The organism is Flavobacterium mesophilum, assembly GCF_039581405.1.
GTDB lineage: Bacteria > Bacteroidota > Bacteroidia > Flavobacteriales > Flavobacteriaceae > Flavobacterium.
This window is the reverse complement of sequence record NZ_JBCPXZ010000005.1, coordinates 230,843-244,958: the sequence shown is the minus strand read 5'-3', so window position 1 is coordinate 244,958 and position 14,116 is coordinate 230,843. Positions and strand designations below refer to the sequence as shown.

Here is a 14,116-nt window from a genome sequence, read left to right as displayed (position 1 = left end):
TTACAGCTTTTCGGGTATTATTTTTTACCTTTGCGCCCTATGAAAAAAGCGTTCCAACTCTTCGATTTTACTCAAAAAGTCAATTATAAAAATGAAATATTAGCCGGTTTAACCGTTGCTATGACGATGATTCCAGAATCGTTATCGTTTGCGATTTTGGCTGGTTTTCCGCCGTTGGTTGGTTTATATGCGGCGTTTATTGCGGGATTGGTAACGGCAATTTTTGGAGGAAGACCCGGAATGATTTCAGGTGGAGCAGGAGCAACCGTTATTGTTTTGATCGCTTTGATGAAATCTCACGGAATTGAATACGTCTTTGCGGCCGTTGCGCTCGGCGGTGTCGTTCAAATCTGTATCGGACTTTTTAAGCTTGGAAAATTTATTCGGTTAGTGCCTCAGCCTGTTATGTTTGGTTTTGTAAATGGTTTGGCAGTTGTGATTTTCATGTCGCAATTGGAACAATTTAAAACAATAATAAACGGACAAGTTTCATGGCTTCAAGGAACGCCTTTGTATATCATGCTTGGTTTAGTGGCATTAACTATTGCGATTGTTTTGGTTTTTCCTAAAATTACAAAAGCAGTTCCGGCTTCTTTGGTTGCTATAATGGTGGTTTTTGCTTTGGTGATTGTTTTTAATATTGAAACCAAAACGGTTGAAGATATTGCCTCAGTTCAAGGAGGATTTCCGCCGTTTCATATTCCGAATATTCCGCTTTCTTTTGAAACTTTAAAAATCATTTTTCCTTATTCTGTGATTGTTGCGGCAGTCGGTTTGACCGAAGGTTTGCTGACACTGAATTTAGTTGATGAAATCACCGGAACTCGCGGAAACAGTAATCGTGAGTGTATTGCACAAGGAAGTTCAAACATTTTAAATGGCTTTTTTTACGGAATGGGAGGTTGTCCAATGATTGCTCAAACATTAGTAAACTTGGGAGCGGGATCACGCGCGCGACTTTCAGGGATTATTGCTTCCTTGACCATTTTGGTGATTATTCTTTTCGGTGCTCCTGTAATTGGAAAATTACCAATGGCGGCTTTGGTAGGAGTAATGATGATGGTTGCCATTACAACTTTTGAATGGGCGAGTTTCAGAATTATCAATAAAATGCCAAAACATGATATTTTCGTTGGAATTCTGGTGGCGGTAATTACAATTCTGCTTCACAATTTGGCTTTGGCGGTATTGATTGGCGTTATAATTTCAGCTTTGGTTTTTGCTTGGGAAAGTGCCAAAAGAATCCGTGCAAGGAATTATATTGACGAAAACGGAATAAAACATTATGAAATTTATGGTCCGTTATTCTTTGGTTCAACCACTACTTTTTTGGAGAAATTCGATATTCAAAATGACCCTAATCATGTTATTATAGATTTTAAAGAAAGTCGGGTTTCTGACATGTCTGCGATTGAGGCTCTAAATAATCTGACCAAAAAATACAATCAAACCAATAAAATTGTCGAACTAAAACATTTAAGTGAAGACTGCCGACAATTGTTGAAAAATGCCGATGCAGTTATCAATGTTAATGTAATTGAAGATCCAACCTACAAAGTGGTGTCTTAATTAAATTAGATAATGTGGCAATTAGTCAATTAGAAAATTGTTGAATATATTTAAACCCGACAGGTTTGGCTATCCTAAGTTTTTTATAAAATGCTGTTCAATCCCGAAAGATTTTGTGATTGCACAGCATGCTGATTGAATACTTAAAAGTTCAGGAAAATAAATTGCAAGATCATTCAGAGTGCACGCACTTTAAAAAGCAAGCAGATATTTTTAAACCATAAAACTAACTCCTAGATTTCTATTATTAAAACGATTCATAAATTCATTATAAAAGAATTTATCATCTACTATTTTAAAGCCTTTTTCTAGATATTCTTTATTTATGTATCCAACTAAGCTCCTCCAATCGAGCACAATGTCCTCATTAGTATTTATCCATTTAAAATAATGAGATAAATAACTAAATATATACAGATAGTCTTCTTTTTTACTAAGTTCTATCAAAGAATCGGTAATGGCTTCTTTTTTAAGAATACCATTGTCGATTAAAACATAAAAAATTGAAAAAAGACTTACAACACATGTATCTTCATAAGGCATATTATAATTATTTGGCCGAACATACCCGAAAGTACTATATTCTTTATCTCCTTTTATCACGTTTATTAGATGACCATCTTTAATGTGTTGATTAATACCATTAAATAATTTTGTTTCCCTATTTATGTAGCTATCTTTAAATCTAAATTCTGGCGAATTCCTCGATGAGAAATCTAAATATTTATTTAAAATTGATTCCATTTTATCTATTTTAATTTAACATATTTTATTTGACTAAATCTGTTTTTTAAAACCTGTCGGGTTTATTTTTTTAGAAGAAAATGAGAATTATCAAATTTGCAAATTGCCACATTTTCTAATTGTTTACTTCAACAGGGATTTTTTTAACTTCGGATATTAAATATCCGTCGTCAGTAAAACCTTCGATAAAGACCTGTATTTCTTTTTGTTTATTCTTAGGAATTTTAATTTAAAAGTCTGAATGATTGATTAGCTCAATGTTTGGTGACCAGTTCAGAGTGCCGAAATAATTAAATTCATTCTGATCTTCAATTGCTGCAGTTTTGTAAGTGAAATTTTTTGCAAAACCTTTTGTCACGATTAATGAGGTATGTTTTACTTTGAAATGCTCATTTTTCTGATTCTTGTTCATGAAAATTTTAATTGTGCCATGTCCTCTTAAAGCTGTAATGTCAGAGCTTCCAATCCTATCAATGTATATTTCATCTATTTGATCTAACGTGAGATAGTAAAGATCGTTAAAATCAAAAAGCAAAAAATTGTCAAGATATACATTTGGAGGAGTCGCTGTGGTATAAGAGCCAGGTGCCCAACCTTGATAAGCATCTCTATTATCTATGATATATACGTTATTTTTTTTGGGATCGATACCTGTCTTATAGCCATTTGCAGATAGAAAACTTAGTAAGGTTCGGTGTGCTTTGCCATCAATTTTAAAGGCTTTCGCCATATGGCTTGCTTCTGCTTTATGAATGAAAACTTCTTTTTTCGCAGTGTTTTTTACTTCTACTTCTTTTAATACAGCAACTTTCGTTTTTGGCGGCGGGAAATTAAAAACATTTTCAGGAGATTTTATTGCAGGACAAACTTTTTTATCGAATGATGGCCCTAAAACAAATCGCGGTTCATCTCTGGCAATCCTCGCTTCAATTTTGGTCGTTAAAGTGTTATTTTTTTCATTGTTCATTTGTATAGCTAAAACAGTCGAATCCTGAACAAAAAAATGTTCAAATTTAAAATCATTATTCTGATCGATATCAGTTTCCTCAAATACATTGCTTTTTAATGCAAGGAGAGAAATTTTGTTTTTAGCATTTGGTTTTTGTTCTCTTTCGACTTTTCCATTTATGGTAACTCCTTTTTCAAATTCGTAATTGATTTTTGGTGGTCCTGTCTTAATATTTTCCCATAAGTATTTGCCTTTGCTTTGCGTAGCTAGTAAGAGCTCAATATCTTGTTTTCTGGTTTTATTGTCAGGATTAAAATAAAAATAAGTCTCACTTACCGGTTTGTCCAAATAGGCATTTAAATAAAAAGTGCCCAAAATTGATTTTTTCTGATTGAGGCAGATACTTTTTTCAGGAAGTATGCTGATGCTTAAATGTGTTTTTTGTAGGTCTGTTTTTCCTGATAATATAATACTGTCGTTAACTGTTGTGATCGTTTGAATTGTGTTTAACGGATTTGCATCTTCTTCAATATAGGTCAGCTTTTCAGTAATTTCATTCAAATCTTCATCTAATACTCTAATAGTATGAATGCCGTTTGATAAAAGGCTTTTGTCGAAGAAAATGGGTTGTTCGATTCTGTTATTGTCGAAGGTTGCCTCTTGTTGCACCGAATTTCCATTTTGCTGAATGAGCACAATAAATTTCTTATTTTGAATGGCTTGCAGTCCTTTTTTATTTGTCTTTAAAACAACAAGTAAATTGTTTTTAGCGGGATACTCTTTTTCGGTTAAGATTAATCCAGTTTCTGCAATTTTGCCTAATGGTTGCGTTATTTTTAATTTGTCGGTATTTATTTTGAGCGTATATTTTTCGTTTAATTTCGCTTTTAAATAAAAAACACCATTGGTATGAAAGTTTGTAATTTCATTTGATTTGGAGTCTAAAATAACACCATCTGCTATTTCAATCCCTTTTTTATTGCAGTCCGTAATCTGGATTCCGATTTTATTGACAATATCACTTAGTATAATTCCTCCTTCGGGAAATAAGCTTATTTCTGCTGTTCCCCAATTCGGTTCTTTGGTTTCAAAAACATATGGACAGTTTTTGTCAATAATTTCAATGGTTTGATTAAAAGAATCATCTTCCTTGAAATTATTCATCCAGTTGGTATAAAAATGGAAATGATATTTACCAGGTTCAATTTTTTCATTTAAATGAATGCCACCTGAAAAAATACCGTCTTGTGCAAAAAGTAATTGTTTTTGAATGATTTGGCTTTCATTATTGTAAACTACCAATTGAACATTTGTAGTGGCAACGTTTGGGATATTGTAGTTTTTGCTAAGAATATATCCTTTGAAGGCAATATCTTCAGTATTGGTGAAAATATTTTTATTGAATTGTACATGGATAATCTCTCGATCTTCTGAAAAATAATCTGCAAGGTATTTGGTGATTTTGTCTTGATTGCTAATTGCCTGTGAGTAGGATTGTATACAGAAAAGAAAGTTAAAAAACCGAATGATTAATTTCATACAAAAAATATTAGGAATAGTTTTAATTGCCATACAGCTATAAAATTAATTGTAGTACTGATCTTTAATAATCAAAAAAACAGAAGTTTTTGAAAGTTATATGATTAGTGAATTTTCAACTCTATTTTGCAACCCCAAAAGTTTTTTTTTAACCTATCGGATTTATTTTTTAGAAGAAAAAAGAGAATTATCTAATTGGCAAATTGACACATTACCTAATTGTTTACTCCCACAGGAATTCTTTTAACTTCTGAAATCAAATGTCCTTCATCTGTAAAACCTTCGATCAAAACCTGTATTTCTTTTTGATGATTCTTTGGAATTTTAATTTCATAGTGGGAATCGTTTAACTCGATGTTGGCAAACCATCCCAAAGTGCCAAAATAATTTAATTCATCTTGATTTTCAAATATGGGCGTTTTATAAATAAAGTCTTTTGCAAAACCTTTTGTCACTATTAGCTTTGCGAATTTTATTTTGACATGATCATTTCTTTTTCCAGGTTTCATGAAAATTTTTATTGTGCCTCGGCCGTTAATTGTAATGTCGGAATTTCCGGTTTTATCAATATAGATTTCATCGACTTGATCCAGAGTGATATAGGAAAGATCAAAGAAATCAAGGAGTAAAAAATTGTCAAGATATACATTTGGAGCTGCTGCTGACTGGCCCATAAAAGACATTCTGTTGTCTCTTATATATATTGAACCATCAATTGAATTATAACCAGTATTATAACCATTTGTAGACAGAAAATTCAATACGGTTCTGAAATCTGTACCATCAAATTTAAAAGCTTTGCTCATAAGACTCATGTCTGCTTCTGCTTTATGAATAAAAACATCTTTTTTGAAAGTGTTTTTAACTGTTACTTCCTTTAAATTCGTTTCTTTTCTTATTGAAGGTTGAAAATTAAAAATAGTGTCAGAAGCTTTTACTGTGGGGCAAACTATTTTTTCAAATGATGTTCCCAAAATAAAACGAGGCTCATTTCGAGCAATTCGAGCTTCTATTTTAGTAGCTAAAGTACTGTTTTTTTCATTGCTCATTTGAAAGGATAAAACGGTCGAATCTTGAACAAAAAAATGTTCAAATTTAAAATCATTGTTCTGGTCTATAGTGGTTTGTTCAAATAGTTTCTTTTTTAATTCAATGAGGAAAATTTTATTTTTTGCATTCGGTTTTAGTTCTCTTTCTACTTTTCCATTTATTGTTACTCCTTTTTCAGATTCGTAACTGATTTTTGGAGGTCCTGCCTTAATGTTTTCCCATAAGTATTTGTTTTTGTTTTGATTCAGCAATAACATTTCGATATCTCGTCTTCGGGTTTTATTATCCGGATTAAAATAAAAATAAGTATCAGCTTCTGGTTTATCTAAATACGCGTTTAGATAAAAAGTGCCTAAAATTGATTTTTTCTGATTGAGGCAGATACTTTTTTCAGGAAGCACATTAATACTTAAATGAGCTTTGTCCACTTCAGCTTCTCCTGATAATATAATGCTGTCGTTAGCCGTTATTTTTGTCGTTAATGTTGTAGATGGGCTTGCGTCTTCTTCAATATAGGTTAATCTTTCTGAGATTTCATTTAAATTTTCGTCCAATACTCTAATCGTATGCACCCCATTTGATAAATATTTTTTGTCGAAATAATAAGGTTGTTCCGTTTTGTTATTGTTGAAGGTAACTTCCTGTTGCATGGAGCTTCCGTTTTGTTGAATAAGGACAATAAATTTTTTATTTTGATAAGATTGAAGCCCTTTTTCATTCGTCTTTAAAACAACAAGTAAATTGTTTTTTGCGGGATTATTTGGAGCACTTACAATAATTCCAGTCTCTGCAATTTTGCCTAATGGTTGCGTTATTTTTAATTTGTCGGTATTTATTTTCAGTGTATATTTTTCATTTAAGTTGGGTCTTAAATAGATAACACCATTTCCCATCTGGTTGGTATGAAAGTTTGTAATTTCATTTGATTTAGAGTCTAAAATAACACCATCTGCTATTTCAATCCCTTTTTTATTGCAGTCGGTAATCTTAATTCCAATTGAATTGACAATATCGCTTAATATAATTCCTCCTTCAGGAAACAAGTTTATTTCAGCCGTTTCCCAATTCGGTTCATTGCGTTCGAAAGAATATGGGCAATTTTTATCCAAAATTTCGATAGTCTGATGAAAAGAATCATCTTCCTTGAAATTATTCATCCAGTTGGTATAAAAATGGAAATGATATTTACCTGGTTCAATTTTTTCATTTAAATGAATGCCACCAGAAAAAATTCCGTCTTGCGCAAAAAGCAATTGTTTTAGAGCAATTTGGCCTTCATTGTTATAAACTATTAATTGAACATTGGTTGTAGCACTATTTGGAGTATTATGATTTTTGCTAAGAATATATCCTTTGAAGGCAACATCTTCATTAGTAGTATAAATATTTTTATTGAATTGTACATGAATTATTTCCCGGTCTTCTGAAAAATAATCAGTAAGGTATTTGGTAATTTTGTCTTGATTGCTAATTGCCTGTGAGTAAGATTGTATACAGAAAAGAAAGCTAAAAAACCCGATGATTAATTTCATACAAAAAAGATTAGGAATAATTTTAATTTCAATAAGCTATAAATTAATTGTAATACTAATCTGTAATTCACAAAAACCGTGCAAATTTTTGTGAGTGATAATTAGATAATTGGTCAATTAGATAATTCTTTGCTTTCGTCAAAAAAAAATAAACCCGACAGGTTTTTAAAAACTGTCGGGTTTAAATATAAAGTATTAAGTCTGTCAAACTGAGTGAAGTCGAAGCCTACGTGCCAGTTAGAGTGCCTTGTGATTTCGCTCAAGGTGAAAATTGTCTAATTATCTAATTGACAAATTTCCTAATTAGCAAGCGTCGATTCTACATCGCTTAATTTTCCGTCGATTTCGCCAATTTGCAAACCTAGAATATGTGCTATTAAAGGATAAACCGAAACATTCTGAAATGTTTTAACTTTTTTGTTTACTTTGAAAGCTGGTCCTTTTGCGTAAAAAATGGCATGCATGTCTTTTTCATTATTGTCGTAACCATGTGTTCCGCCTTTTATTTTTTGAGATTCTTTTGTTACTAAGCTCCATCCTTTATCAGCTTCAATAACAAAATCAAGCGCGCGTGAGTTTGTTCCGTAATGCAATCTTTTAGGAACTTCAGATGATTTCCAAAATTTGATATGTGGCACTTTTTTCAAAGCGCCAGCAATAGAATCTTGATAGCCAGATTTTGCTTGTAAACTCATAATTGGATTTACAACATCTTTGTACCCTAGCCATTCTGGTTTTAAATAATCTAACACAGCCACTTTTTTGTCATTGCTGATATCAGCCATTCCGTGATCTGAAACAATGATTAAATTGATTTGTTTTCCAATAGGCAATTGATCCAATTTTCTAGAAATTTCTCCCATAATTGAATCCATTTTTTGAACCATTTTTTTGTTTTCTGGCGAAAGCGGACCAAAATCATGTCCGGTATGATCAGGTTCGTCGAAATATAAAGTAATGAGATGCGGTCTTTGTTTTTCAGGAAGCTGTAACCATTTCATCACCGTATCGATTCTGGCTTCGTACGGAATTTTATTATCGTACTTTTTGAAATAACTCGGATTTCTTTTGTCAATATCAGAACCAGGCCAGAAGAACGATGCTGTTTTTACACCTTGTTGCTCGGCTAAATTCCAAATCGGATTTCCGCCGTAAAATCTTGAATCATTTTTTGCATCGCTTGACAATGAAAAAGATTGGTTTAAAGAGGTGTCATAAAAAACATTATTAACGATTCCGTGATGATCTGGATAAAGTCCCGTTACAATTGAATAATGATTTGGAAAAGTTTTGCTTGGATAAGAAGGTTTCATTGATTTAGCGTGAACGCCTTCTTTTTCAATTTGTTTTAAATTCGGAAGATTGAATTGCTTTCCATAATCCCAACGAAATCCATCCATAGAAATTAAAACAACATAATTGTCTTTGTTGTTTTGGGCTTGTAAAAAAGTTGTAAGAAGTAAGAATGTAAAAGATAAAAGGTGAGTAGTGAATTTTCTCATTTTGCAATTTTAAATAGAACTGCAAAGGTATTAATAACACATTTTTTAAAGAAAAAGAGAATGTTAAATAAAAAAGTTTGCCACGAATTACACGAATTTCCACTAATTTTTTTGTACTTGATAGGAAAACAATTCGTGGAAATTCGTGAATTCGTGGCAAACAAAAAAAGCGCCAGATAAAAATCCAGCGCTTTTAAGTTTTAAGAAAAGAATGAATTACATCATTCCTGGCATTCCGCCACCCATTGGCATTCCGCCACCAGCGTTTTCTTCTTTAATATCAATTAATGCACATTCTGTAGTTAAGATCATTCCAGAAACAGATGCAGCGTTTTCAAGAGCTACACGAGTTACTTTTTTAGGATCAATAATTCCAGCAGTAAGCATATCTACATATTCATCAGTTTTTGCGTTGTATCCAAAATCTCCTTTTCCTTCAGAAACTTTTGCTACAACAACAGAACCTTCAAGACCAGCGTTTTCAACGATAGTTCTTAATGGAGCTTCAACCGCACGAGAAACAATTTGGATTCCAGTTGCTTCGTCAGCGTTGTCTGCTTTTAAGTCAGCTAAAGCAAGTTTAGCTCTCAATAAAGCAACACCACCACCAGCAACGATTCCTTCTTCAACAGCAGCACGAGTTGCGTGTAAAGCGTCATCAACTCTGTCTTTTTTCTCTTTCATTTCAACTTCAGAAGCTGCACCAACGTAAAGAACTGCAACACCTCCAGCTAATTTAGCTAGACGCTCTTGTAATTTTTCTTTATCGTAATCAGATGTAGTAGTTTCCATCTGACCTTTAATTTGGTTCACACGGTTTTTGATGATATCTGCTTCACCAGCACCGCTTACGATAGTTGTATTGTCTTTATCGATAGAAACTCTTTTTGCGTTTCCTAACATTTCGATAGTTGTATTTTCAAGTGTATAACCTCTTTCTTCAGAAATTACAGTTCCACCAGTTAAGATTGCGATATCTTCTAACATTGCTTTTCTTCTGTCTCCAAAACCTGGAGCTTTTACAGCAGCAATTTTAAGAGCACCTCTTAATTTGTTTACTACTAAAGTAGAAAGTGCTTCACCATCAACATCTTCAGCGATAATCAATAATGGTTTTCCTGATTGTGCAACTGGCTCTAAAACTGGAAGTAATTCTTTTAAAGAAGAAACTTTTTTGTCATATAATAAGATGTATGGAGAGTCTAATTCAACTTCCATTTTCTCTGGATTTGTTACGAAGTAAGGAGAAAGGTATCCTCTGTCAAACTGCATTCCTTCAACAACGTCAACGAAAGTATCAGTTCCTTTAGCCTCTTCAACAGTGATAACTCCTTCTTTTCCAACTTTAGCAAAAGCTGTAGCGATTAATTCACCAATAACATCATCATTGTTAGCAGAAATAGAAGCAATCTGCTGAATTTTATCAGAATCACTTCCAACAACTTTAGCTTGTTTTGCTAAGTCAGCTACGATAGTTTCAACTGCTTTGTCGATCCCACGTTTCAAGTCCATTGGATTTGCACCAGCCGCAACGTTTTTCAAACCTTCTTTTACGATAGCTTGTGCTAAAACTGTAGCCGTAGTTGTTCCATCTCCAGCTAAATCATTGGTTTTAGAAGCAACTTCTTTCACCATTTGCGCACCCATGTTCTCTAATGCGTCTTTTAATTCGATTTCTTTTGCAACAGAAACACCATCTTTAGTAACAGTTGGTCCACCAAATGATTTTCCGATGATTACGTTACGACCTTTTGGTCCAAGAGTTACTTTTACAGCATTTGCCAATGCATCAACACCACGTTTTAAACCGTCACGTGCTTCAATATCAAATTTTATATCTTTTGCCATTTTTTATATTGCTTTAGGCAGTAGGCTTTAAGCTTTAGGCTTTTCTACTGCTGATTAGTATTTGTTTTTATTGCTTTAAGCTTTAGGCAGTAAGCTTTATGCTTTCTTGGAGCCTATAGCTTATTGCTTACAGCTTATTGCTGAGTAAGCAACTTTTTAATTTATAGATTTTGCTTTTGATATTATTAATTTTTTCCAATTGACTTTCTGCAATTTCATTGTTTAGATATTGCAAATCTTTGGCTAAAATCAATAAATATTCTGTTTCATTGGCAGAACCCAAAGCTATGTTGAGAAATTGATTAAATTCTTTGTCACTACTTCTTCCGCAACCTTCACTAATATTATTTGGAATTGATGAAGACGCCCTTCTAATCTGACTTATTAATCCGTATAATTCTTCTTTTGGAAATAAAGAAGTCATTTTATAGATTTCTAAAGTTAAAGAATGACTAAGTTGCCAAATGTCATATTTTTTTAAAATCTCTCATTTCAATTTTGGCTTTAAGCTTTAGGCAATAGGCTATACGCTTTTTTAGGAAAGCTTAAAGCTTATAGCTTACGGCTTATAGCAATTTAGATAATTGCCAAGATGTCGTCTTCGCGCATAATCAAATAATCAGTTCCTTCAAGTTTCAACTCAGTTCCTGCATATTTACCGTAAAGAACAGTATCGCCAACTTTTACAGTCATTGTGTGATCTTTAGTTCCGTTTCCAACTGCAACTACAGTTCCTTTTTGTGGTTTCTCTTTGGCAGTATCTGGAATAAAAATACCTGAGGCAGTTTTAGTTTCAGCTGCAACAGGCTCGATAAGTACGCGGTCTGAAAGCGGTTTAATGTTTAAAGCCATGATTTTATATTTTAATTAAGTTATACGTTTTTTAATGTTCAATAAACTTTCAGAAATTGTGCCATGCTCAATAAACTGACATTATTTCTTAAAAAAAATGCCAGCTTTGACAGGCTGGCATTTTAATTTATATCAAAATTATTATTTAGCTGGAGCTGCTGGTGCAGGAGTTCCTTGAGCTGGAGCTGCTGGCGTAGTTGCAGGAGCTTCTGTTTTTTCAATAATTTTAGATCCAGTATCGTTTAATGAACCTGTAAAGCTTAAGCTTGAAAGAATTACTAAAACGATCAATACAGTAGCTAGTGTCCAAGTACTTTTATCTAAAAAGTCTGTTGTTTTTTGTACACCACCTAACATTTGAGTTCCGCTGATAGTAGAAGATAATCCTCCTCCTTTAGGGTTCTGTACCATAATTACTACGATCAATAGAAAACAAACTATTGTGATTAAAACTAAAAAAATTGAAAATGTGCTCATTACTTAATTATTGTTATTGTTATTTTGTTGTAAAATCTTTATATCCGATATGCGGTCTGCAAAGAAAGTAATTTTTTCTGGATATTTCAAAATTAATATTTCATATGCTTGAATTGCCTTTGTGTATTTTTTTTGTTCCAAATATACTCTGGCTAAAGTCTCTGTCATTAAGTATGAACTGTCGTCTTTATTGATGTCAAGCTGTGCCGAGGCCGTTATTGCAGTTTGCTTTATTGGAGAGATTTTTGGGTTTGCTTCAATGAATCGGTCGATTATGTCGGCTTTTTTCTTCTTCTCTTCTTCTGCTTTTTCTTCTGGATTAACTGTTCCTAAAGTTTGTTCTGCAATCTCAACAGGATTTTTCGTCAGATTATTTTCCATTGGCGCTTCTTTGGTTCTGTCAATAGGTTCAGTTCTTGCTAATTGCAACCATTCTTGAAATGAATGTGTTTCATTTCCTGAAAAATCCAAAGGTTTTCCGATTTCGAGATTCTCTTCTGCAGTTTTTACGGCTTCTGGAATTTCGATTTTTTCTGGTTCTGAAATTGTTTCAGTTTCTGGAGTTGCAATTATAATTTCTGGAATCTCGATTTCTATTGATTCTTCAATTGCTTCAGTTTCTTCAACAGGTATTATTGTTTGCGGAATTTCTATTGTTGTAGGTTCTTCCGATATAGTTTCTTCGGCAATAATTGTTGTTTCTGGAATTGAAACTATTGTTGGTTCTTCAGCCGTTTTAGCTTCTTCAAAAACCACATTTTCTGCTTGTTTTATAGCATTGAAAACCGATTCTTCAATTGGATCAATTCGAACACTCGGAATTTCATCGTCTAATCTATCTTCTAAGAAAGTTCGGCTAATCGGTGTTTTTTCAACAAGTGGAATTTCTTCTTTAAAAGAAATTGCAATTGGTTCTTCACTAACAGATTCAATTGGTTTTTCTTCAACTTTTATTGGTTCTTCAAAAGTAACAGTTGTAGCTTCTTTGATAGAATCTAAAATTGATTTTTCGATTGGATCGATTCTGACTTCGGCAAGTTTCTTTTTTTCTTCGTTCGAAATAATTTCGACATCAAAAACAGTAATATTTAAAAGGTCTCTCAGTTTGCGTTCATAATATGCGCTCTGAATAGGAGTGAATTCTTCCGAAGTAATGAAATCAAACAAAACCGAACGGTCAGTCGTATGTGCAGCCGTAACCTTTAAAGCATAATTATACTTAAAGCTGTTTTGTTTGTAAAGCCCTTTCAATCGCAATGCGCGCGCACTTTGAAAATACGGGAATTCATTCAAAACACTTCCTAATGTTTCGGCCTGTTTTTCTGTAACGGTATCAGGTTTGTTTATTAGGTATGTATAATCGGTTACGTTCATTTTTTTGGTTAATCTTTATAATTGTTTATTCTTTGTTTTTTTGCTTGTTTAATTGATTTCAACAATCAAATTACCATTTTGCCAATGACTCGTTAAAAATATCCTGTGTAATTCTTTCAAAAATAACCTGAATTGCATTGTTTAAAACAGCTCCCGTTGGAAGATCTGTTCCTGCAAAGTCATTATAAAATTCGAATGTTCTTTCAAAATCATCGGTTTCTTTTTTCTTGTTTGAGAAACGAACATTTACACGAATCGTTAAACGGTTTTGTGCTGCGCCAACTTCGCCATTTGCTCCTACAGCAGTTGCCGTCATCGGGCTTATTCTGTAATCTACGATTTCACCTTCATACACTAAATCACCACTATTGCTTACCAAATTCAGATTGGTTTGATTCATAATCAAATCTTGAAGTGCCAATGTAAATTGTCTGTCAATTCCAGGCTCAACCAAATCAGCATTGTTTTGAAAAAAGTTAACCTGAAATGTTTTGGCATCAATATTTCCAGTTCCTGTAAAGTTGTAAACATTGCATCCGCTTAACAAGAACAGACTTAAAAGTGCCAATAAAGAATATATTTTTTTCATAATATTTAAGAGGAAATCCCAATGTTTTAAATCTCAAATTCCAATTCTGTCCAAATATAGGTAATTGGAATTTGGAATTTCAAAATTGTAA

Annotated in this window: 11 protein-coding genes; 1 reads left to right on the top strand and 10 read right to left on the bottom strand. The window is 32.9% G+C overall.

Annotation, left to right across the window (positions count from 1 at the left end):
• The first annotated feature begins 39 nt into the window (after positions 1–39).
• Positions 40–1,569 (top strand): SulP family inorganic anion transporter, encoded by a 1,530-nt coding sequence (locus AAYQ19_RS16600; protein ID WP_343537760.1) that lies wholly within the window; start codon positions 40–42, stop codon positions 1,567–1,569.
• A 213-nt stretch (positions 1,570–1,782) separates the two neighbouring features.
• Here AAYQ19_RS16600 and AAYQ19_RS16595 read toward each other — a convergent pair whose 3' ends face one another.
• From AAYQ19_RS16595 to AAYQ19_RS16550, 10 genes are all read right to left on the bottom strand, one after another.
• Positions 1,783–2,313, bottom strand: coding sequence for a hypothetical protein (locus tag AAYQ19_RS16595; RefSeq protein WP_343537759.1), 531 nt, complete (start codon positions 2,311–2,313; stop codon positions 1,783–1,785).
• Positions 2,314–2,542: 229 nt separating this feature from the next.
• Positions 2,543–4,801, bottom strand: coding sequence for a hypothetical protein (locus AAYQ19_RS16590; protein WP_343537758.1), 2,259 nt, complete (start codon positions 4,799–4,801; stop codon positions 2,543–2,545).
• Between the two features lie 215 nt (positions 4,802–5,016).
• Entirely contained in the window at positions 5,017–7,383 is a 2,367-nt protein-coding gene (locus AAYQ19_RS16585; protein WP_343537756.1) for a hypothetical protein, read from the bottom strand.
• Between the two features lie 299 nt (positions 7,384–7,682).
• Entirely contained in the window at positions 7,683–8,885 is a 1,203-nt protein-coding gene (locus AAYQ19_RS16580) for an alkaline phosphatase family protein (protein WP_343537754.1), read from the bottom strand.
• A 216-nt stretch (positions 8,886–9,101) separates the two neighbouring features.
• Positions 9,102–10,733 carry a chaperonin GroEL gene (gene groL / locus AAYQ19_RS16575; protein ID WP_343537753.1) on the bottom strand — a complete coding sequence of 544 codons (1,632 nt, stop codon included), beginning with the start codon at positions 10,731–10,733 and terminating at the stop codon, positions 9,102–9,104.
• A gap of 127 nt (positions 10,734–10,860) precedes the next feature.
• A complete protein-coding gene (locus AAYQ19_RS16570; RefSeq protein WP_445709701.1) occupies positions 10,861–11,157 on the bottom strand; it encodes a four helix bundle protein in 297 nt (98 codons plus the stop codon).
• Positions 11,158–11,309: 152 nt separating this feature from the next.
• Positions 11,310–11,585 carry a co-chaperone GroES gene (locus tag AAYQ19_RS16565; RefSeq protein WP_008467105.1) on the bottom strand — a complete coding sequence of 92 codons (276 nt, stop codon included), beginning with the start codon at positions 11,583–11,585 and terminating at the stop codon, positions 11,310–11,312.
• Between the two features lie 141 nt (positions 11,586–11,726).
• Positions 11,727–12,062 (bottom strand): preprotein translocase subunit SecG, encoded by a 336-nt coding sequence (gene secG / locus AAYQ19_RS16560; RefSeq protein WP_343537750.1) that lies wholly within the window; start codon positions 12,060–12,062, stop codon positions 11,727–11,729.
• 3 nt (positions 12,063–12,065) lie between these two features.
• Positions 12,066–13,436, bottom strand: coding sequence for a tetratricopeptide repeat protein (locus tag AAYQ19_RS16555; RefSeq protein WP_343537748.1), 1,371 nt, complete (start codon positions 13,434–13,436; stop codon positions 12,066–12,068).
• Between the two features lie 70 nt (positions 13,437–13,506).
• Positions 13,507–14,025 (bottom strand): LptE family protein, encoded by a 519-nt coding sequence (locus AAYQ19_RS16550; protein ID WP_343537746.1) that lies wholly within the window; start codon positions 14,023–14,025, stop codon positions 13,507–13,509.
• Between the last annotated feature and the right edge of the window lie 91 nt (positions 14,026–14,116).